This is a genomic window from Oceanobacillus jordanicus (assembly GCF_022095695.1).
GTDB classification, from domain to species: domain Bacteria; phylum Bacillota; class Bacilli; order Bacillales; family Amphibacillaceae; genus Oceanobacillus_B; species Oceanobacillus_B jordanicus.
This window is the reverse complement of record NZ_JAIFZM010000004.1, coordinates 96,623-119,306: the sequence shown is the minus strand read 5'-3', so window position 1 is coordinate 119,306 and position 22,684 is coordinate 96,623. Positions and strand designations below refer to the sequence as shown.

Sequence of the window (22,684 nt, the reverse complement as noted above, 5' to 3'; positions counted from 1 at the left end):
TCTATTCCCTCCCTACTCTTCATAAACATATTTTAATGCATGTTCCGCTTCAGCGTATGCTGCGTTCTCAGCATAGTCAGTTGCTTCATTTACAATGGAGTTAATTTCGTCTATCATTTCTTTTTCCGATTCATCACTTAACACACCATTTTCCTTTAAGTACGCAGCAAAAGTAATGATAGAATCCTTCTTCCTGGCTTCTTCCACTTCATCACTTTCGCGATACTGACGATCATCATCATCACTAGAATGTGCAGTAAGTCTGTATGAAACTGCTTCAATTAGGGTCGGGCCTTCTCCGTTGATCGCCCTTTCTCTTGCTTCTTTAACAGCTTTATATACAGCTAACGGGTCATTTCCGTCAACCGTTACTCCAGGCATCCCATAACCAATCGCACGGTCAGAAACATTTTTGCTCGCAATTTGTTTCTCTATTGGAACAGATATCGCATATTTATTGTTTTCTACCATTGTAATAACAGGGAGCTTATGTACCCCTGCAAAGTTCAATCCTTCATGAAAGTCCCCTTGATTAGATGAACCTTCTCCAAGAGTTACAAAAGAAACAAAATCCTTCTTTTCCATTTTACCAGCTAGTGCCACGCCCACTGCATGTGGTACTTGTGTAGTTACTGGGGAAGAACCACTTAAAATTCTGTTCTTTTTCTGGCCAAAATGCCCAGGCATCTGTCTTCCACCTGAGTTAGGGTCTTCTGCTTTTGCGAAACCTGATAACATCAACTCTTTTGCGGTCATACCAAATGCTAGAACCACACCCATATCTCGATAATATGGTGCCGTGTAATCTTTCTCCCGATCTAGTGCAAAGGAAGCCCCTACCTGAGCGGCCTCCTGTCCCTGACAGGAAATAACAAACGGAATTTTACCAGCACGATTTAAAAGCCACATGCGCTCATCCAATTTTCTGGCAAGCAGCATGGTTCTAAACATTTCAATAACCTGATCATCAGTCAATCCTAACGCTTCATGACGTTCTTTTCCCAATTTAATAGCCTCCTTTTTCATTAAAACTATCTTTTACCCATGTATCTGCTTTCCTTCTACTGCTAAAGCAGCTTCTCCAACTATTTCGGAAAGTGTCGGATGTGGGTGTACTGTATGAGCTAACTCCCATGGTGTAGCATCCAACACTTTGGCAAGTCCAGCTTCTGAGATAAGATCCGTTACATGTGGACCAACCATATGAATACCAAGCAAGTCATCGGTTTTCTTGTCTGCAACTATTTTTACAAAGCCTTCTGATTCCCCGTGAACCAATGCTTTTCCAATTGCTTTAAAAGGAAACTTTCCAACCTTTACTTCATAGCCTTTTTCAGTAGCCTGTTTCTCAGTTAAACCTACGCTTGCCGCCTCAGGGCTTGAATAGATGCAAGAAGGAATATTATCATATTCTAATGCAAGAGGTTTTTCGTCTGCCATATGCTCGACAGCTACAATACCTTCGTGTGATGCCACATGAGCAAGTTGCATCCCACCAATAACATCTCCAATTGCGTATATATGTGATTCTTTCGTTTGGAAGAATGCATTTGTTTTGATAAAGCCATTTTCTAATACAATGTCCGTGTTTTCTATTCCAATGTTGGTTGTATTTGCTTCACGTCCGACAGACACAAGCATTTTATCAGCAGTATAGGATTCCACGGCATCCGCTTTTTCTGCTGAAATAGTTACATTGCTGCTAAGTTCAAGACTATCAGGAAGAACCTTTGCACCTTTAACAAACGTTACGCCTCTTTTTTTCAATTGCTTTTCAACCTCTGAAGCAACATCCTTATCCTCTGTTGGTAAGATTTGTGTCGCATATTCCAAGACAGTCACCTTTACCCCAAAGTCAGTCAGCATAGAAGCCCATTCAACACCAATAACGCCGCCTCCAACAATAAGAATAGACTTAGGGAGAGTTTGCATTTTTAAAGCATCATCAGAACTCATGACCATTTCCCCGTCCAGTTCCAATCCAGGAAGTGATTTAGGTTTAGAGCCTGTTGCGATAAGAACATTTTTAGGGACGATCATTGTATTTTCATCGCCGTTAGCATATTCAATGGATATGGTTCCAGGCATTGGAGAAAAAATACTTGGTCCTAAAATACGGCCATAGCCCTGGAAAACATCGATTTTCCCCTTTTTCATTAATCCTTGTACACCTTTATGCAATGTATCAACAATTTTATTCTTTCTTTCTTGTACTTTATTAAAGTTTATGCTCGGATCCTTCGTTTCCACACCATACTCGGCAGCTTCTTTTGTCTGTCTAAATACCTCTGCACTTCTTAAAAGAGCTTTTGATGGAATACAGCCTCTATGCAGGCATGTTCCACCTAATTCTCCTTTTTCCACTACTGCTACTTGCATTCCTAGTTGGGAGGCACGAATAGCAGCCACATAGCCGCCCGTTCCTCCACCAAGAATGACTAAATCATATTCTTTCGCCATACAAGAATCGCTCCTCTTTATCATCATTAGGATAAACTTTAGGTTCTTCTTGCCCTCGAAGCACTCGAAGAACGCCCTCATTAAGTGCCTCTAATTCATTTTCCCCTGGGTATACGACCGTATCAGCAATCCACTTTACCCGTTTCATAATCATTTCAGTAAAGGTTTTCCCATAAGCCAAGCCACCAGTAAGCACGATCAGATCTACTCTCCCCTGAAGAACGGAAGCCATGGATCCGATTTCCTTTGCAATTTGATAAGCCATCGCTTCATATACTTCTTCCGCGTATGTATCTCCGGCTGCAATTCGCTTTTCTACTTCTACTGCATCGTTTGTTTCAAGGTATGCCATTAGGCCACCCTGCCCTACTATTTTTTTCATAATTTCACCAACGTAGTACTCTCCAGAAAAGCATAGTGAAACGAGATCACCTGCTGGAACCGTTCCCGCACGTTCTGGAGAAAATGGGCCATCCCCATGTAGTCCGTTGTTTACATCTATTACTTTGCCACCTTTATGGGCCCCTATGGTTATTCCACCGCCCATATGTGTGACAATCATATTCATCTCTTCATATGCTTTTTCAGCATCGCGGGCTGCTTTTCTCGCTACAGCTTTTTGGTTTAAAGCATGGAAGATGCTCTTTCTTGGTATTTCTGGTACTCCTGAGTATCGTGCTATATCAGCAAGTTCATCCACAACCACCGGGTCGACAATAAATGCAGGGATGTTTAACCCACTGGCAATTTCATTAGCGATAATCCCTCCAAGGTTTGAAGCATGTTCGCCATTATAACCGGTTTGCAGGTCATGTAGCATGATGTCGTTCACCTCATAAGTTCCACCTTCAATGGGTTGTAATAGACCACCCCTGCCGCAAACAGCACTCAATTTGGAAATGTTAATGCCTTCATAGTCTAATTGTTCAAGAATAACGTTTTTTCTAAAATCATATTGATCCATTATGTTGGAATACTGGCTAAGATCTTCCCCACTATGACGTATTGACTTTTCGAAAATACATATGTCATTCTCAAAAACCCCAATTTTAGTAGAAGTAGAGCCAGGATTAATGACTAAGTTTCTGTAATTTAATTGCAAAGTATTACCCTCCATTGCACACACGATTACCTTCTGCTCAGGATATGGTGGTCATTTAGTAAAAATTGGCTTCTTGAATTTCTTTTCGCTTCAATCCGCTCTTCTGCCATACGATCAGCAGCTACATATGTTGGAATGTTATCAGTTCTGGAAATTTCAAATACCCTTGTTAAACTATCATATATTGTTTCAACTTTTTTCATGGCACGTTTTTGATTATATCCAACGAGTTCGTCCGCAACATTAATAACACCACCAGAATTTATAACATAGTCTGGTGCATAAACGATCCCTTTTTCATGAATGATGTCCCCGTGCTTAGAAGACTTAAGCTGATTATTTGCTGATCCAGCAATAATTTTTGCTTTTAATCGATTTATTGTATCATCATTAACTGTTGCACCCAATGCACAAGGTGCATAAATATCACAATCAACATCATAGATATCATCCGGGTCTACCGCTGTTGCATTAAATGCCTCTACAGCTCTCTCAACAGATTGTTTATTGATATCTGTTACGATTAGTTTAGCACCTTCCTCATGTAGGAATTCACAGAGCGCATACGCAACATTTCCTACTCCCTGTATAGCAACTGTTTTTCCTTCTAGTGAATCACTACCATAAGCTTCCATAGCTGCTGCTTTCATTCCTTTGTAAACGCCGTAGGCAGTGACAGGGGAAGGATTGCCTGATGAACCAGATTCAGGTGAAATTCCTGTTACAAAATCTGTTTCAAGGTGAATTAAATCCATATCATGGACAGTAGTTCCAACATCCTCTGCCGTAATATAACGACCATTTAACCCCTGAATATATCTACCAAAGGCACGGAACATTTCTGGATTCTTATCTTTTTTCGGATCCCCGATAATAACGGTTTTCCCTCCACCCAGATTTAATCCAGCAGCTGCATTTTTATATGTCATGCCTTTAGCAAGTCGAAGTGCATCTTCAATCGCCTCTGCTTCAGATTTATATGTCCACATTCTAGTCCCACCAAGTGCAGGTCCTAAAGTTGTATCATGTATGGCTATAATGGCCTTCAGTCCAGAGCTCTTATCCTGACAAAAAACAAGCTGTTCATAATCATATTTCTCCATATAAGTAAATATTTCCATTATAATTTCCTCCTAAAAAGTAGTTGTAGTAGCTAAAGCTAAAGACAATGAGTATAATTTACTCTTTGCATCATCTGATCTCGACGGCAAAACAATTGGTGCTTTTGCACCACTAACCATAGCCGCCACATTTGCACCTGCAAAATAAATAAATGATTTATAAAGTGCATTGCCAACATCAATCGTCGGTACTAACAAAATGTCTAGATCCCCTGCTACTTCAGATTGGATACCTTTATGCTTTGCTGCTTCAATAGAAACAGCATTATCAAAAGCTAATGGACCATCGACAATACAATTTTTAATTTGGCCACGTTTTTGCATTTGCGTAAGTAATGCTGCATCAACGGTGGACTGCATTGCCTCGTTCACTGTTTCAACAGGAGCTAGGACCGCGACTTTTGGTTTCTCTAAACCGATGCCTCTAGCTACCACCACAGCATTTTTAATAATTTCGGCTTTTTCCTTTAAATTTGGCGTGATGTTCATTGCTGGATCTGTTAAAAATACCAAGCGTTCACGGCCGGGAATTTCAAAAAGCGCAACATGTGATAAAATGTTTCCCGTTCTAAGTCCAAATTCCTTGTTTAAAACAGCCTTTAATAGCGTCTTTGTTGCAATATTCCCTTTCATTAAAACATCCGCTTCCTGTTGTGAAACTGCCTTAACAGCAGCTTGAGCCGCTGCATCAGGTGTCGCTGTTTCTTTAACATTAATAAAAGGATTTTCCAAATCGAGGGTAATCTCTATTGCTGCATCTTTAATTTTCTCCACGTTACCGAATAGTATAAATGAACATAGATCTTGTTCTAAAGCATCTCGTACAGCCAGTAACACTTCTTTATCTCCTGCATTTGCAATGGACACGGTTTTTCTGTTTTCTGTATTTCGATTGGTTGTTATAAGCGCATCTAAACTCTTCAAGTTTGACCTCCTGTCTGCCCATTATATATGTAGCAAATTTCATGCCAACTTCCTTTTGCCGTATTAACGCGTATTTAAGGTGCTATTGATTTGACGCAAGCATGCAAACATGCAAACTATTGCATGTCGTTTTTTTCAATTTTATATTTTTCCATTTTGTAATAAAGATTACGAATGGATATTTTTAAATCTTTAGCTGTTTTTGTTTTATTAAAGTTGTTTTGCTTGTATGTTTCATATATATAAGTACGTTCAAATTTTTCCATAGCCTCTTGGAGTGGTTGTCCTTGCCTTGGAATAAAATTCTGGGTATCTGTTTCTATTCGAACTGATTGAAGATTAGGAAGATCTTTTGCTTTTATCTCTTCCTGTGACATGTCCATGTATATCATGGCACGTCCAATTACATTTTCTAGCTCCCTAATATTACCTGGCCAATGGTAGTTCTTTAACTTATTCAGTGCTTCATCCGAAATCGATTGGACATTACGTCCATAATCTTCATTGATTTTTAGAATCATATGCTGAACAAGAACAGGCAGGTCAGATAACCTCTCCTTTAGTCTTGGAATGTAAATTGGGAGGCGATTCAACCGATAATACAGATCTTCACGAAATGATTTTTTTATTATTGCTTTTTCAAGGTTAACATTTGTCGCAGCAATAATACGAACGTTTATGCTAATTGGCTCTGTGCCACCTACCCGTACAATCTCTTGCTCTTGGAGTACACGCAATAATTTCGCTTGCATATTTAAAGATAATTCCCCGATTTCATCAAGGAAAATGCTACCGTTATTTGCTTCTTCAAAGTAACCCTTTTTCCCACCATGCTTGGCTCCCGAAAACGCTCCCTCTTCATAACCAAATAACTCACTTTCCAAAATCGATTCAGCAATAGCCGCGCAATTTACCCGAATGAATTTATTATGCTTCCTGTCACTTTCATTATGAATTGCGTGGGCAAATAGTTCCTTCCCAGTACCTGACTCACCTCTCAGCAATACAATTGCTGGTGTTTTGGCTCCTACCTTTGCCTGTTCCAAAGCCAGCTTCATTTCCACTGAATCCCCAAGAATGTCTCGGAATGTGTATTTCGCTTCAAGGTTACGAATGATTTGTCTAGCCCGTCTTAGTTCACTGGTTAGCGACTGAATTTCTGAGACATCATGTAAAACACCGACGCTACCCTTTATTTTTCCATCCACGATGATAGGTGCTACGTTGACATAAACATCCTTACGTCCTGGGCCAACTTTCATTCTAACTCCTCTTACAGCTCTGCGGGTCTGCAGCACCTTTAAATGCATGCTTTCCCCTTCAGAAATATCCACTGTTGCCGGCTTACCGATTATATCTGCTTCCTTTAATCCAGTGATTCGCGTGTAAGCAGGGTTAATCATCATCCCGTTCCCGTTTTCATCTACGACGGTAATGGCTTCATCAGATGAATGAATTATTGCCTCTAGCATCGTTTTTATCTCATTTAGGTCCGTATTTTCTTCTGCAAGGTTCACAACCTCTGTAATATCTTTAAAAACAGCAAACGCACCAACCAAATTTTGCTCAGCGTCTATAACAGGAATTCTCGTAGTAATGATCTGTTTCCCGTTATCAAGCGTTAATTTTTGGTTTACCTCTTTACGCTTATTGCGAAGAATCTTTGGTAGACGAGTATTGGGTATAACGGTCTGGATATATTTCCCTTCTACTTGTTTTTTCGCTAGACCAATAATTTGTTCAGCACTTTTATTCACAAACTGAACAACACCTTGATTATTAACAACAATCATTCCGTCTCGAATGTTATTTAAAATAAGATGTTGATTGTTCATCTCCAGCTTTATGCGTTCAAGCAAGGCTTCTTTCTCGTTAAAAAGCTCCGAGATTATGTATGCAACACTTCCTGGGATTACAACTGTTTTTCTGTTTCGTTTGTCAACAATTTCATCCAGTACCTGTTCTTTCCCTGTTGCTTCAATAATAATGTCTATATCTTTGTCTATCCACTTTTTCCAGTCATGACCTATTTCAATTCCATACTTTTGGGCAACCTCTAAACCTTCAGCCTGTTTGTCTACATCAATTACTGCTACAATGTTCATCTGGTTTGCCTGATAAAGTATGTTTAACAGAATACTACCGCCTTTACCTGCCCCAACGATAAGTACACGCTTCATCTCATCCCACCTTGCATTAATTTGCACAGTTCTATAATACGCTATCCTGCATACTTTGGCAAATACCTTTGGGGTACATTTAGCGTCCAACCTCTGATATAATAATAAGGAATATATAATCCAAGGGGAAATCATATGAGTAGATCACTTGCCTTAATTGTTCTCTTTATTCCAGGTATTATTGCAGCATTTGGCATTAAACTTATGAGAGACGCACTTTTTTCTGAATTCTATCCTATTTTTCTACATACAGGTGTACAATTTGTTGCCGGTCTTCTCTTTTTCATTGCAGGCTTAGGCTTCATCGGAGGTTTTATTGTTTATCGGGATCGGAAAAGACAAAAAAACAAAGAACAAACAAAAAAGATGGACAAGTAGCCATCTTTTTTTATGGAAAGAAGGTTCTCCCTTTAGCTCGACATTCTTCTTTTTTAAAACTTTTAACTCAGTGCGATAAAACGAAGAGGTATCTCTACTGTTTTTTAGTGTCCATATTTCTGGAAGTGTGTTATTATTTTATATAAAAATTATTGATTCAGGAGGCTTTTTATGAAAGTAGCAAAATTTGGGGGAAGCTCGATGGCAACAGCAACCCAACTTCAAAAAGTGGGTAATATAATTCAAGACGACCCCGCAAGAAAAATTATTGTCGTCTCTGCTCCAGGTAAAAGGACACCTGATGATGTAAAAATAACCGATTTATTAATTCAGCTCGGGGAAGCATACATAAATGGTGAATCATATGAGCAAAGCTATGAAAAAGTCATCGATCGTTTTAGAGAGATAACGGAAGACCTTTCGCTTGATATAGCTCTGCTAGAGGACATTGAACAAACAATTAAATCCGTAATAAGTCAAGACGCATCCTCAATTTACAAACTAGATGCACTAAAGTCTATTGGGGAAGATAGTTCTGCAAAGATTCTTAGTGCCTATCTTTGTTCGATTGGGTTAGATGCTTCTTATATTAATCCAAAGGATGCTGGCATTATCGTGAGTAATGATCCAGGTAATGCACAAATTTTGGATGGTAGCTTTGCAAGAATATACAACTTACGTGAAAAAGTCGGAATATTAGTTATACCTGGATTTTTCGGATACACAGAGCACGGTGAATTAATGACGTTTTCTAGAGGTGGTTCTGATATAACCGGATCCATTGTCGCAGCAGGAGTAAAAGCAACACTCTACGAAAATTTTACAGATGTGGATTCCGTTTATGCGGTTAACCCATCCATCGTAGCAAATCCAAAAGAAATTAAGACATTAACATACAAAGAAATGCGAGAACTTTCCTATGCAGGATTTTCTGTTTTTCACGACGAAGCACTTATACCAGCTTTTAAAGAACAAATTCCTGTGTGTATTAAAAATACAAATAAACCACACTTACCAGGAACAAATATTGTAGCTGAGAAAAAACAAGACGAAAAATGTGTCGTTGGTATTGCAAGTGACACCGGATTTAGCAGTTTGTATGTAAGTAAATACCTTATGAACAGAGAAATTGGCTTTGGTAGGAAACTATTGAACATTTTAGAGGATGAAGGCGTCTCGTTTGAGCATGCACCGTCTGGTATTGATGACATGTCCGTCATTATACGTGACAGCAAGCTAACAAAAGAGAAAGAAGCTAACATAACAAAGCGTATATACGATGAGCTACATCCTGACACGATAATCATGCACAGGGACTTGGCTATGATTATGGTGGTAGGTGAAGGCTTAGTTAGCACTGTTGGTGTTGCACAAAAAGCAACTACCGCGCTTGCAAGTGCTAACGTGAATATTGAGATGATTAACCAGGGTTCTTCAGAGGTTTCTATGATGTTCGGGATAAAAGCGGCGGACCTTAACCGTTCTGTAGAATCGCTATATCATGTGTTTTTTGATTAAGTTTTGCAATAATTTGCAGACACCCTCTTATCCTACATTAATATAAAAGGAAAAAGATGATTCCCTTGAGGCGAATCATCTTTTTCCTTTTATTATGTTATCTTAACTTGCTTTATGTTCTAATCTCAAACGATCTGCAACCATTGCGATGAATTCGGAATTTGTTGGCTTTGCTTTTGTAATGGAGATGGTATAACCAAATAAAGCGGAAATTGAATCTATATTCCCCCTGCTCCAAGCTACTTCAATCGCATGGCGAATCGCCCTTTCAACACGAGAAGCTGTTGTGTTAAACTTCTTAGCAATATCCGGATAAAGAACCTTTGTAATGGAACCAAGTAATTCTATGTCGTTATATACCATCGTAATTGCCTCTCGCAAATACATGTAGCCTTTAATATGTGCAGGCACACCAATTTCATGAATAATATTCGTAATACTCGCTTCAAGATCTTGCTTCTTTTTTTCCTTACGTACCACCTTTTTGGCGGAAGAAGGCATCGAGTTTGTTCCCTGAACCTGACGAACCTGATCAGCTAAGTTGTCAAGGTCAAACGGTTTTAATATAAAATAGGAAGCACCTAAATCTACGGCCTTTTTCATTACTTCCTCTTGGCCAAATGCTGTTAGCATAATTACATTTGGCTTGTTGCCATCCATTCCTCGAACTGTATTTAAAACGGCAAGACCGTCAACATGTGGCATAATAATATCTAATATTAACACGTCGGGTTCATGGTCTTCTAACATTGTAAGACAATCTCTGCCATTGAATGCTGTACCAATCACCTCAATATCTTCTTGCTCTTCAAAGTAATCCTCCATTAACTGCACTAACTCTCTGTTATCATCCACCAAACAAACCGAAATTTTATCCACTCAAAAGCTCCTCCTTTATGTAGTAAACTCTTCTTATTCTTACTTATTCTACATAACTTCTAAATATCCTTTATTTATTTAAAAAACTTTGGCTTTTTCTGCAGATACTAAAAATATCACCGTTTTACTACGAGTTACGCTATGATTCGATAAATATATACATGATTTGTCGAAAAATATTTACATTGTAAGTATAACATAATTTGGCGTTTTGTTTTCTGTTAATTACAAAAAAAGTGACTTGGATGGAAAATATCCATACAAGTCACTACTTTAACCCGCTTTTTGCTCTTCTCTTGTTTGCTTATATATATTAACCCCAGCATCTTGAAGCATCCATTCAATATGAACCCCATATCCTGATGTAGGATCATTGACAAAAACGTGTGTCACGGCCCCAATTATCTTACCATCTTGTATGATAGGACTACCACTCATGCCCTGAACAATCCCTCCTGTCTTTTTCAGGAGCTCCTTATCTGTAACCTGAATGACCATTCCTTTTGTTGCCGGGAATTTTTGAGGAACAGAGCTTACTACCTCAATATCAAATTCCTCCACTTTTTCATCCTCAAGTACGGTTAGTATCTTTGCTGGTCCTTCTTTTACTTCATGGGATAAAGCTACTGGCAAAGGTTTGTCATTTTTGCCATTTTTAATGGTCTCTTCCAACTTACCAAATATGCCAAACGGTGTATTTTTTGTGATGGATCCAATTTGGTTTTCCTTCACAGAAAACCTTGCTTGTTTTTCCCCGGGGACGCCATTATTTCCTTTTTCTATGGCCGTAACAGTCGATTTCACAATGGTACCGTCGTGTATCTCAATAGGTTTTTTCGTATCCATATCTGATATAACATGCCCTAAAGCACCGTATTTCTTCGATTTGGGTTCATAAAACGTCATCGTACCAATTCCGGCTGCCGAGTCCCTGATATATAGACCAATTTTATAATCTTCTTCCTTATCGTCTAACACCGGAGTCAGTTTCGTATCAATTATTTCCTTGCCCCTTTTTATTTTTACATCCAATGACTTATTTTGTTGACCAGCTTTTTCTACAAATGGTCTTACTTCCTTCATTTCTTTGATCGGTTTACCATCAATCTCCAACAAAATATCGCCAACCTTAATTTTTGCTTCTTCACCTGGAGATAGCGACTTATCTGCAACATTTACCAAGTGATGCCCAACAACCAATACACCTTGTGTGTGTAGTTGTACCCCAATGGATTGCCCTCCTGGAATTACTTTCATATCATCTAAGACAGATACATCAACTTTTTTTATTGGCAAGCCTGCAACTTCATACATAAGTTGACTATTTCCAGAATCCTTCGTTTCAAAAACAGAACTATCTACAGCCTGTACAGCTTGACTGCTTGAGGCAATGTGCGATTTTTCTCCTAAATTTGGCAGTTCAATCGGTGACTCGTTATGAAAAGTAACAATTTCATCTGGAATGGATAGGTACTGCTTTACAGGGGATATAAAGGGTATGGATAATACGAAAGCAAACAATATCGAGCCAACCCATAGTCGTATTTTATTTTCTTGTGGTTTCAAGTTTCCATTCACTCTCCTCGTTCCTAACCCATACCAACTTATTTATTTCTGTACTTCTAATTTGACCGAACAAGACCTGTTTTAAACTGGTGAAACCTAAGCAAGATGTGTAACATTTCCTTTTTTATCACCGTTAATTTTGGTATAACCTTTTATAAAGGAGCTTTTCTCGTATGTATTCACAACAGGTTGGAAGAAATTTGCATATGTATCAAACCGCAGTAGTTCCGAAGGCTTAATTAAAGCAAAATAAAAAAGCCAGTTATTATAGCATCTGACTTTTTAAGAAAAAATATCCTTTTTATTTGGATTTAAATGTAAGAGCCATGTCAAGTAATTCCTTTGCATGATCCTTGGCAGTTTCAGTAAGCTTCGTGCCAGTAATCATCCTACTCAATTCCACCACTTGTTGATCAGTCGTCAATTCTTCAACTTTTGTAGCAGTACGGTTGTTACTCTCAGCTTTTTCAATGAGTTTATGGGTATCAGCCATGGCTGCTACCTGTGGCAAGTGAGTAATACATAACACCTGAGAACTACTTGATATTTGATAAATCTTCTCCGCAATAGATTGAGCTACACGTCCACTTACTCCAGTATCGACTTCATCAAATATAACGCTAGTTACACCCTGATGCTTGGCAAAGATTTTTTTCAGCGCCAGCATAATCCGTGATAATTCACCACCTGATGCTACTTTATGAAGATCTTTCAACGGCTCGCCTGCATTTGTAGAAATTAAAAAGCGCACTCTATCAAAGCCATTCTTATGCAACTTTTGCTTTTGCTCATCGAGTCCCGCTTCATCTTGATTCATTTGTTGGAATGATATTGAAAAAGTCGACTTCTCTAAATAAAGATCTTTTAACTCGTTCTTAATCTCTTCCATTAATGCATTCGCATTTTTTACTCGTATATCATGCAACTGTTTGGCCTCAAGAAATGCATCCTTCCTAACGTCCTCTATTTGTTCAGAAAGTTTAGCAAGGTGGGAATCTTTATTGGTTATCTCTTCAATTTCTTCTTCTATCTTCGCCATATAATGAAGAATATCATTAACAGTAGGTCCGTATTTCTTCTTTAATCTGTTGATTTCATTTAATCTGGACTCTACTTCATTTAGCCTTTCCGGATTATATTGTTGTGATTCACTATAGTTCCTCAAAGAATAGGTTAATTCCTCCAGGGCATAATAATGATTGGAAATTTCCTCCGCTTTATCACTAATAAACGAATCAAAATTACTGCTTACATCTAACGCCGTACGGGCACTGTTCACCCATTCAAGTCCTTTTTGTTCTCCATATAAAGCATTGTAAGCATCTTGCAAAGCGGTATAAATTTTTTCGAAGTTAGCTAAAGACATTCGTTCTTCTTCAAGCGTCGTATCTTCATTTGGTTCCAAGTTTGCTTGTTCTAGCTCTTGGAGCTGGAACTCCAGTAAATCTAAACGGTGGGCCATTTCTTGTTCATTTTCACTTAGTTCTTTATACCTTGTCTTTAGACTACTAAGACGTTCATAAAGGTAGCTGTATTCTTTCTTTGTAGGTTTCATTGCTTCCGGATCATAAAGATCAAGCAATTCTAAGTGGCTTTCAGGGTCCATTAAAGACTGTGTTTCATGCTGACTGTGAATATCGATTAATGTTTTGCCAAATTCACGCAGAATCCCTAAAGTCACAAGCTTGCTATTGACCCGACATATACTTTTACCGTTCGAGGTTATGGTCCGTTGAAGAACGACTTGTTCATCAGATATCTCAATACCAAAATCCCTGCCCACTTTATAAATGGGGTGCTCTTTTCGATCTAGAGTAAACAAACCTTCGATCTCAGCTTTTTTGGCTCCATGGCGAACAAATTCAACAGATCCTCTGCCACCTGCTAATAATTGAACTGCATCAATTATAATAGACTTACCAGCACCAGTTTCTCCTGTCAGCACAGTTAACCCCTCATTAAATGTTATGGATATTTGATCAATAATTGCAAAATCCCGAATAGATAATTCTGTTAACATATATAACATTCATCTCCATTTTAGAAAAAATCATTAGAGCATCGTTAAAAATCGTTCTTTAATTAGTGCTGCGTTCTCCTCTGTTCTGCAAATAATTAGGCATGTATCATCACCACAGATTGTTCCCATAATTTCTTCCCAATCTAGATTATCAATTAATGCGCCAACTGCTTGTGCATTTCCTGGTAGTGTTTTAAGGATAATCAGATGACTCGCATGTTCTATTTTCACAAAAGCATCCATGACGAGCCTTTTTAGCTTGTCTAGTGGGTTAAATCGTTGATCTGCAGGAAGACTGTACTTATATTTTCCGTTGGATGCAGGAACCTTTACTAGATGGAGTTCTTTTATATCACGTGAAACCGTTGCTTGGGTGACTTTATAGTCTAATCTCTTTAGCCGATCAACCAGGTCATCCTGTGTTTCGATTTCATTTTCTGTTATTAACTCACGTATTTTAATATGACGCTGTATTTTACTCATATAACACCTCTTCATTTTCTATAAAGTGAAACTTCAATCAGTGGAGGTTTTTGTTCATCTCCCACTGATTGTTAGTTGAACGAATCGGGGTGTTAGCGGCCGTTTACTCCCACTAAAAACTAACGGTTTCACTTCATGTTTCGAAGTGGGAGTTTTACGGACGCTTGCTCCGGGATAAACACAAACGGCCTACATCGGTAGCCCGTTATTTTTCTTGTGATGTATGGAACTCATGGTGTGCATGCTCTACTATCTCTTCTATTTCGACATTAGACTCAGGAATTCCTTCCTTTTCTTTTCGCCAGCCAAAGTGCGCAAGAAATTCTATATTCCCATCTCCACCGGTAATAGGAGAATATGTAAGATCAATTAATTCATACTCTTCCTCTGTTGCAAAATGAATAATATCCTTTAATACCTGTTTATGAACTTTCTTGTCACGAACAATTCCCTTTTTCCCCACTTGTTCTCTTCCCGCTTCGAATTGCGGTTTAATTAACGCAATTACATCACTATTTTCTGCAAGCAATTGTCGCAGTACAGGTAAGATAAGTCTTAGCGAGATAAAGGAAACATCGATTGTAGCAAGATCAGGAGTACCTTCCTGAAGCATATCCTTGGTGACATATCTAAAATTTGTTCGTTCCATTACAACGACACGATTATCATTTCGTAGCTTCCAGTCAAGTTGATTGTAGCCAACATCGATTGCATAGCTTCGCTTCAACCCATTTTGTAAAGCACAATCAGTGAAACCACCTGTAGAAGAACCTACATCCACCATTATTTTATTTTTTACTGATATATCAAAATATTTTAAGGCCTTTTCAAGCTTTAGTCCACCTCTTCCGACATACGGAATAAGTTTACCTTTTACAGTAAGGGGGATAGCACTATCGACTTTCATACCAGGTTTGTCGAGGCGTTCCTGTTCCGAGTAAACCAATCCTGCCATTATGACTCGCTTTGCCTTTTCTCTAGATTCAATTAAATTTCGTTCAACTAGTAATATGTCTAATCTTGTTTTTGTCATCTTGTCTGTCCTTTATTACGTGTCTTATTTTTTGTAGTAGAAAACACAGTGATTTTTAATTTATTTTCCAGTAGGGATATTACTTTCCCAGCAAAAAAAATGATTCTTGTGGATGCATTAATCCCAAAATATTTCCCTAATGCTTTCCCACCTACAGTTAATGCAGCTACAATACTTGTTAAAACAACTGAAAGAATAATTTGCAGGGTAGAACCATCGCCTTTACCAAACAGGTTGGCGATCTGTAAAACAACGATAGCTGTTGCCGTACCACTTACAATTCCGGAGATATCTCCGATCACGTCATTACAGAAGCTCGCGAATCTGTCAGCATTTCTTACGATCATAACTGCTTCCTTAGCTCCAGGTACCCTTTCTGCTGCCATGGCATGGAAAGGTGTTTCATCTGCTGCTGTTGCAGCAATCCCCATCATATCAAATAAAATACCGATGAGGACAATTAATAGGACAATGAACAATCCTACAAACCAAACTACCCCCCCTAAGATAGAGGAAGAGATAACTGAAAAAATAGCCGCTAGCACAAAAGTGATAACGGCAATGGTTAAGCTAAACTTCAAAGAACGCTTTATATTGGGATTCATTTCATACCTCGATTTATTGTTAAAATATGTAGTAAGGAATGGTCATTTAAAAGGTAAAAACTGTGGCTTAGGTCCAGTAGGTTTTCCCAGATGATTACCTCATGTTGCCATGTAGGCGGTTCCCCTTTAAAATCACCTTAGCATTGTCACCAATTGCTAGACTGGATTACCACTTAGTCCACACTATAATCCCTTTTAAAAGTCTTCGAACAGTCTAGGAGATTTCCTCAGCAGCCTTTAACCGTCCCCTAGCCTCTTTTGCAGTGCTGATTTCATAGAGATGAAAATAGTCAACCCATTGGCCATATGAGTTGCTACCTATGACTCTAATCCCCTCAAACACCACTCAAGGCAGGCTACGCTGCAAATATGATGTCCCTTACCATATTGTGCAGGTTCATACCCCATTCCATAATAGCTCCTAGGCTTAGTCGCTACTACAGAGATGGGCCTCCGCGGTAATCGGGTCAACGCCCACATGCCTTTGTGGATCGCCCAAAAACCTTAACTCCCAGCATAAACCCAAGGCTGGGCGCCTCAAGCCTACACAAGGAACTTCATCGATGTGCCCTTTGGCGAATTTTTAGGCCCGCCTTCAGAAACGGAAGACTGACTAGAATACTGCACCATTCCTTTTATAAAAATATTATAGCACAAACTCGCACGTATTTCATTTATTTAAGCAGTTTTCCAGTAAGATTTATACTGAAGCGATATTGCTGTATGGTTTATTATAAAAGGAAATTAATAATCACGATTGCTAAAATAATCGGTTAATTCCATAAGAGTCGAGCCTTCAGCTCCAGCAAGTTGCAATGCTTTTTTTGCTTCTATTACATAGTAGTCTTTTCTATTTTGAGCACCTTCAAGTCCTAGTAATTTTGGATAAGTACTCTTTTGATTTTCTTCATCACTTCCAACAGGCTTCCCTAATTTCTCTTGATCTCCTGTTACATCAAGAATATCATCCTGCACTTGGAAAATGAGACCAAGATAATATGCGAATTTTTCTAAAGCTACAAGTTGTTTTTCATTCGCACCAGCAATATATGCGCCCGCAAAGACAGCAAACCTTAACAATTCCCCTGTCTTTAATGTATGAATCCGTTCTAACTCTTCCAAAGAAACCGCACGATCTTCTGCTTCCATGTCAAGTAATTGTCCACCTACCATCCCAGTAGGACCACTTACTTGTGCAAGCATTCTGACTAAGCGAATTCTTTGTTCATCAGAGAGACCTGTATCAGTTCCCACAATTTCAAAACTGTATGTTAGAAGAGCGTCACCAGCTAAAATTGCTGTAGCTTCATTGAAGACTTTATGGTTCGTAGGTTTCCCTCTCCGAAAATCATCATTATCCATAGCTGGCAAATCATCGTGGATAAGGGAGTAGGTATGAATCATTTCAAGGGCAACAGCAGTTGGCAAGGCCTTCTCAAGTTTATCCGCATAAGCCTCGTAGCTTGCTAATAGTAGGATTGGTCTAAGTCTTTTCCCACCAGCTTCCACAGAATATAGCATTGATTCTTTAAGTACCTCAGGAATTGTTAGTTGATCAAGCTGGTTTATTAATTCTTTTTGAACCAGTTCCTTATTACGATCGATATATACACTTAAGTCCGTCAAAATCACTCTTCCCCCTCTACATGAAAAGGTTCTAAATCTCCTTGCTCATTCATAATAGTTGTCATCTTTTCTTGCACATTTTTTAATTTGTCATTACAAAGTTTAGAAAGCTTCATTCCATCCTGATAATAGGTGATGGCTCTTTCTAATGGGACATCTCCCTCTTCTAATTTTTCAACTAGGCTTTCCAACTCCTTCATTGCCTCTTCAAATGAAAGTTCTTGTTTATCTGTCATTGCTCTCCTCCTCGATATCCTGTACCTGACAGTTTAATTTACCATCTGCTAGTGTTACTTCAATATAATCCTTTTTCTTAACATCTTTAACGGACTTAATTAGTTCACCCTTTGAACTGTATGGAAGGGCGAATCCTCTTTTCATTGTTTCTAACGGGTTAAGCAAGGTCAATTTGTCAATTAGACTACTCCACTCGGTGGTTTTTCTCTGCAATATTTGCGACATATTAGCATTTTGCCGTTTTTTCATCTCAATAAGACGGTCACCTGCACGGTTAATTTTTTCATTTGGATGTTGGAGGGCAATGCGATTATGCAAATTCCGATAACGCTCTTGCAAGGTTCTAACCTGGTAGGATAGCCCTTTTGTTAAAGAGTCTACTGCAGTATCTAGTGCTTGCTCCTTTTGTTTAATAAGCTGTTCAGGATACCTGAAAGCATATGACTGTTTTAATTGCTTCAACTGTTTCTGGTGAATCGTTAGTAGTCTTTCTAGCTCTCTTTGTACCGTTTTTCTACTTTTCCTAATGCTTTCAAACAATTCATCCTGAGATTGTACGGCAATTTCTCCTGCTGCAGTTGGAGTGGGAGCACGTAAATCGGCAACAAAATCACTAATCGTTGTGTCAGTTTCATGACCAACCGCCGATATAATAGGGGTCTTTGACTTAAAAATAGCTTCTGCAACTATTTCTTCGTTAAAACACCAAAGTTCTTCAATTGATCCACCACCCCTCCCTACAATAAGTACATCAAGGGAGAGTCGATTATTCGCAGTATCTATTGCTTCCACTACTGACTTAGCAGCATTAGGCCCTTGGACCAAGACTGGTATAACGGTTAATGCGGCAATGGGATATCTTCTTTTAATTGTGGTGATAATATCCCTAACCGCTGCGCCTGTTGGTGATGTTATAATACCAATGTGTTCAGGGAAAAGTGGAAGAGTTTTTTTATATTCCGCGTTAAAGTAGCCTTGCTTGCTCAGCTTTTCTTTTAACTGCTCATAGGCTAGATATAATGCCCCTATTCCATCTGGTTCCATATCCTGTATGTAAAGCTGATATTGCCCGTGGGCTTCATAGACACTTATTTCGCCTTTGATTAGCACATTCATTCCATTTTCTGGCCTGAATTTTAAAGACCGATTATTGCCAGCAAACATGACAGATTGCATTCTTGCCTGCTCATCTTTAATAGTCATGTACATATGTCCACGACTATGCTGCTTGAAATTAGAAATCTCCCCTCTTAGCCATACATTTCTTAAGTGAGGATCTGTATCCATTTTACGCTTCAAATATCTAGTTAATGCAGTAACTGTTAAATACTTGTCTTTCACTTCTATGCCAGTCCTTTTGCGGCTTTAATCGTATTTTCAAGCAACATTGTGATCGTCATAGGACCAACCCCACGGGGAACAGGTGTAATGTAAGATGCTTTTTCTTTTGCTGCTTCAAAATCTACATCTCCTGTCAGGGATCCATCTTCCAATCGATTTATCCCTACATCGATCACGACAGCTCCTTCCTTAATATGCTCTGCACGTATGGCATTTACTTTGCCAACTGCCGCAATAAGGATGTCGGCTTGCTGCGTCAATTGCTGTAAATTGGATGTTCTTGAATGGCAATATGTAACAGTAGCATGTTCATTTAACAACAATTGACCTACTGGTTTTCCGACAATATTACTCCGTCCTACTACAACTGCATGCTTTCCAGCAATAGGAATGTTTTTTGATTTAAGCATTGTAATAATGCCGAACGGGGTGCATGGCAAGAATGCATCCTCACCAGTCATCATCCGGCCAATATTGATGGGATGAAAACCATCTACATCTTTTTCATAGGAAATTGTATCAATTACCTTTTGTTCCCGGATTTGTTTAGGAAGTGGTAATTGTACAAGAATACCGTGAACGGATGGGTCTTCATTAAGTATTTCAATTTGCTGCAGCAATTGTGTCTCAGTCGTGTCACTATCCATTTCGATTACATCCGAAAGGATCCCTGTCTCCTTACACGCTTTCTTTTTGCCGTTGACATAGCTTTTCGAAGCAGGATTGTCACCAACCAAAATAACGCTTAATTTGGGATAAATACCACGATCATTTAGCTCTGATACCTTCTGATTCATTTCCAGTCTCAATTCGTGTGCTAAGTCTTTTCCGCTTATTATTTCTGCAGCCATTGATTACTTCCCCTTTATTTATTTATTTTAGATAATACACCGTTAATAAACTTACCAGATTTATCATCGCCGTAAGTATTAGCTAGTTCTACGGCTTCATTTATGGATACATTAACTGGAATGTCTTCGAGATACTTCATCTCAAATGCAGCAATTCGTATAATTGTCTTTTCAACAGAAGCGATCCGTTGTAGACTCCAGTTCTCTAGATTTTCGGAAATGGTCTTGTCCAATTCCGTTTTATGTGACGCTACTCCTTCAACGAGCAGTGTTAAAAAAGCATCATTCTCCTCTGATTCAAGAAACTCAGCGATAGCCTGTTTCGGTTCATTATCATTAATATCCAATTGGAAGAGTATTTGAAATGCTTTCTCCCTTGCTGCATGTCTATTCATTCTATATTAGCTCCTTTTATCCTTATCTCCTACAAATCATAACATGATTGAAATCCCAATGCTAGAATCAAACTAATAACCCACACGTCAAAAAGAGCTTACCACCACAGGACTAAGAAAAATTAAAAACAGGATCAGAAGAAGTTACTATCTGATCCTGTCTAAAGCATTTCCCTATTCTTCGGAATTGTCGTGCTCTTCTTTACCATCCATCTGAATGCCAACAACATGAATATTTATTTCATCAATTTCTAATGCTGTCATGTTCTTCAGTGTTTGACGTATGTTTGTCTGTAGATTTTGAGCAACCTGTGGAATGGAGACGCCAAAATGCAATATTACGTAGAGATCAATCAATATGCCACTTTCTGTCAGCTCTACTTTGACACCCTTACTGTGTGCTTTTTTCCCGAAACGTTCTGCTACCCCGGATGCAAAGTTCCCACGCATTGCATATAATCCTTCGGTTTCGGCAGCTGCAATACCAGCGATTACTTCTATTACTTCAGGTGCAATTTCCACACCACCAAGGCTCGTATCATCACTCACATTTAACAAAGGCTGTTCACTCATCGTCTCACCACTCCTTTATTAATACTTTCTTCTATTCACCTTTTTCGAGGATTGGGTGATCTTCAAGAAACTTTGTATTAAAATCACCTTCGATGAAAATTTCATGTTCCATCAGTTGACGATGGAACGGGATTGTTGTATGAACTCCCTCGATAACAAATTCATCGAGTGCCCTTCTCATACGGTCAACCGCTTCTTTACGTGTTGCACCATATGTAATCAACTTAGCAACCATGGAATCATAATACGGTGGAATATAATAACCAGGGTATGCGGCAGAATCAACTCGAACACCTAGACCACCTGGTGTTAAATACATGTTAATTTCCCCAGCAGATGGCATGAAATTTTTAAATGGGTTTTCTGCATTGATCCTACACTCTAGTGCCCAACCGTTAAACTGGATGTCTTCTTGTTTGAAAGAGAGCTCTTCATTATTTGCAATTTTAATTTGCTCTTTAATCAAATCTACACCTGTAACTTGCTCTGTTACTGGATGCTCAACTTGAATCCGAGTGTTCATCTCCATAAAATAGAACTCATTTGATTTTCTGTCAAAGATATATTCAATGGTCCCTGCACCCTCATAATTAACCGCCTTAGCAGCTTGCACAGATGCTTCACCCATTTTTTGTCGTATTTCTTCTGTTAAGGCTGGAGATGGTGATTCTTCAACCAACTTTTGAAGACGTCGTTGTATTGTACAATCTCTTTCCCCTAAGTGTACAACATTCCCATGTCTGTCTGCCAACACTTGTATTTCCACATGACGAAAATCTTCAATATACTTCTCAAGATAAACACCAGGGTTTCCAAAAGCTGTTTCTGCTTCATTCTGGGTAATCTGGATTCCTTTAACTAACTCTTCCTCTGTACGTGCAACGCGAATCCCTTTACCGCCACCACCAGCAGTGGCTTTAATAATAATTGGGTAACCAATTTCCAAAGCTAATCCTTTCGCTTGCTCCTCATTTTCAATAATACCATTAGAACCCGGAACAATCGGAACATTTGCTTGTTTCATTGTTTCTCTTGCAACATCCTTAATCCCCATTTTTTGAATTGCTTCTGGGGTTGGTCCAACGAATGTAATATTACATGCTCTACAAATTTCTGCGAAATCGGCATTTTCTGCTAGAAAACCGTATCCTGGATGAATGGCGTCTACTTTAGTAGATGTAGCCACACTCATAATATTTGTAAAGTTAAGGTAACTGTCCTTCGATAAAGTTGGTCCAATACAATATGCTTCATCTGCCATTTGCACATGAAGTGCTTCTTTGTCTGCTTCAGAGTAAACAGCGATTGTTTCAATGCCCATTTCCTTACAAGCACGAATAATCCGAACAGCTATTTCTCCTCTATTAGCAATCAATAATCTTTTAATCACAC

Annotated in this window: 21 protein-coding genes; 2 read left to right on the top strand and 19 right to left on the bottom strand. The window is 38.8% G+C overall.

The window, feature by feature from the left end:
- Positions 1–12: 12 nt before the first annotated feature.
- The 6 genes from K3T81_RS06365 to K3T81_RS06340 form a co-directional block, all read right to left on the bottom strand.
- Complete coding sequence (locus tag K3T81_RS06365; RefSeq protein WP_106896887.1) at positions 13–1,026, bottom strand: thiamine pyrophosphate-dependent dehydrogenase E1 component subunit alpha; 1,014 nt, start codon at positions 1,024–1,026, stop codon at positions 13–15.
- Positions 1,027–1,038: 12 nt separating this feature from the next.
- Positions 1,039–2,460 carry a dihydrolipoyl dehydrogenase gene (lpdA, locus tag K3T81_RS06360; RefSeq protein WP_238018918.1) on the bottom strand — a complete coding sequence of 474 codons (1,422 nt, stop codon included), beginning with the start codon at positions 2,458–2,460 and terminating at the stop codon, positions 1,039–1,041.
- Positions 2,444–3,577, bottom strand: coding sequence for a butyrate kinase (gene buk / locus K3T81_RS06355; protein WP_106898520.1), 1,134 nt, complete (start codon positions 3,575–3,577; stop codon positions 2,444–2,446). Before buk ends, lpdA begins: the two co-directional genes overlap by 17 nt.
- 11 nt (positions 3,578–3,588) lie before the next feature.
- The gene (bcd, locus tag K3T81_RS06350) at positions 3,589–4,683 is read right to left on the bottom strand and encodes a branched-chain amino acid dehydrogenase (RefSeq protein ID WP_106896889.1); all 1,095 of its coding nucleotides are present in this window, start codon (positions 4,681–4,683) and stop codon (positions 3,589–3,591) included.
- Positions 4,684–4,695: 12 nt separating this feature from the next.
- Positions 4,696–5,607: a phosphate butyryltransferase gene (gene yqiS, locus K3T81_RS06345; RefSeq protein WP_238018916.1), complete on the bottom strand. Its 912-nt coding sequence runs from the start codon at positions 5,605–5,607 to the stop codon at positions 4,696–4,698.
- Between the two features lie 116 nt (positions 5,608–5,723).
- Positions 5,724–7,787: a sigma 54-interacting transcriptional regulator gene (locus K3T81_RS06340; RefSeq protein WP_106896890.1), complete on the bottom strand. Its 2,064-nt coding sequence runs from the start codon at positions 7,785–7,787 to the stop codon at positions 5,724–5,726.
- A gap of 135 nt (positions 7,788–7,922) precedes the next feature.
- On the opposite strand from K3T81_RS06340, the gene K3T81_RS06335 reads away from it, so the two are divergent.
- Together K3T81_RS06335 and K3T81_RS06330 are read left to right on the top strand one after the other, a co-directional pair.
- Entirely contained in the window at positions 7,923–8,165 is a 243-nt protein-coding gene (locus tag K3T81_RS06335) for a DUF2627 domain-containing protein (protein ID WP_238018914.1), read from the top strand.
- Between the two features lie 171 nt (positions 8,166–8,336).
- Positions 8,337–9,683, top strand: coding sequence for an aspartate kinase (locus K3T81_RS06330; protein WP_106896892.1), 1,347 nt, complete (start codon positions 8,337–8,339; stop codon positions 9,681–9,683).
- Between the two features lie 102 nt (positions 9,684–9,785).
- Here the strand turns inward: K3T81_RS06330 and spo0A are convergent, their stop codons facing one another.
- From spo0A to accC, 13 genes are all read right to left on the bottom strand, one after another.
- Entirely contained in the window at positions 9,786–10,562 is a 777-nt protein-coding gene (gene spo0A / locus K3T81_RS06325) for a sporulation transcription factor Spo0A (protein WP_106896893.1), read from the bottom strand.
- Positions 10,563–10,835: 273 nt separating this feature from the next.
- Positions 10,836–12,140, bottom strand: a complete 1,305-nt coding sequence (spoIVB, locus tag K3T81_RS06320) for a SpoIVB peptidase (RefSeq protein WP_238018912.1) — start codon at positions 12,138–12,140, stop codon at positions 10,836–10,838.
- A gap of 289 nt (positions 12,141–12,429) precedes the next feature.
- Positions 12,430–14,148, bottom strand: coding sequence for a DNA repair protein RecN (recN, locus tag K3T81_RS06315; protein WP_238018910.1), 1,719 nt, complete (start codon positions 14,146–14,148; stop codon positions 12,430–12,432).
- 33 nt (positions 14,149–14,181) lie between these two features.
- A complete protein-coding gene (gene ahrC, locus K3T81_RS06310; protein WP_036572680.1) occupies positions 14,182–14,631 on the bottom strand; it encodes a transcriptional regulator AhrC/ArgR in 450 nt (149 codons plus the stop codon).
- Positions 14,632–14,836: 205 nt separating this feature from the next.
- On the bottom strand, positions 14,837–15,664 hold the full coding sequence (locus tag K3T81_RS06305; protein WP_238018908.1) for a TlyA family RNA methyltransferase: 828 nt from the start codon (positions 15,662–15,664) through the stop codon (positions 14,837–14,839).
- On the bottom strand, positions 15,661–16,269 hold the full coding sequence (locus K3T81_RS06300) for a hypothetical protein (protein WP_106896896.1): 609 nt from the start codon (positions 16,267–16,269) through the stop codon (positions 15,661–15,663). The genes K3T81_RS06305 and K3T81_RS06300 overlap by 4 nt, the downstream gene beginning before the upstream one ends.
- A gap of 744 nt (positions 16,270–17,013) precedes the next feature.
- A complete protein-coding gene (locus K3T81_RS06295) occupies positions 17,014–17,898 on the bottom strand; it encodes a polyprenyl synthetase family protein (protein ID WP_106898523.1) in 885 nt (294 codons plus the stop codon).
- On the bottom strand, positions 17,898–18,131 hold the full coding sequence (locus tag K3T81_RS06290) for an exodeoxyribonuclease VII small subunit (protein WP_036572668.1): 234 nt from the start codon (positions 18,129–18,131) through the stop codon (positions 17,898–17,900). The genes K3T81_RS06295 and K3T81_RS06290 overlap by 1 nt, the downstream gene beginning before the upstream one ends.
- Entirely contained in the window at positions 18,121–19,473 is a 1,353-nt protein-coding gene (gene xseA / locus K3T81_RS06285; RefSeq protein WP_106896897.1) for an exodeoxyribonuclease VII large subunit, read from the bottom strand. Before xseA ends, K3T81_RS06290 begins: the two co-directional genes overlap by 11 nt.
- A 2-nt stretch (positions 19,474–19,475) precedes the next feature.
- Positions 19,476–20,324 (bottom strand): bifunctional methylenetetrahydrofolate dehydrogenase/methenyltetrahydrofolate cyclohydrolase FolD, encoded by an 849-nt coding sequence (gene folD / locus K3T81_RS06280; RefSeq protein ID WP_238018907.1) that lies wholly within the window; start codon positions 20,322–20,324, stop codon positions 19,476–19,478.
- Between the two features lie 14 nt (positions 20,325–20,338).
- Positions 20,339–20,719: a transcription antitermination factor NusB gene (gene nusB / locus K3T81_RS06275; protein ID WP_106896899.1), complete on the bottom strand. Its 381-nt coding sequence runs from the start codon at positions 20,717–20,719 to the stop codon at positions 20,339–20,341.
- Positions 20,720–20,893: 174 nt separating this feature from the next.
- A complete protein-coding gene (locus K3T81_RS06270; protein ID WP_238018905.1) occupies positions 20,894–21,292 on the bottom strand; it encodes an Asp23/Gls24 family envelope stress response protein in 399 nt (132 codons plus the stop codon).
- 31 nt (positions 21,293–21,323) lie between these two features.
- Positions 21,324–22,682: an acetyl-CoA carboxylase biotin carboxylase subunit gene (accC, locus tag K3T81_RS06265; protein WP_106896901.1), complete on the bottom strand. Its 1,359-nt coding sequence runs from the start codon at positions 22,680–22,682 to the stop codon at positions 21,324–21,326.
- Between the last annotated feature and the right edge of the window lie 2 nt (positions 22,683–22,684).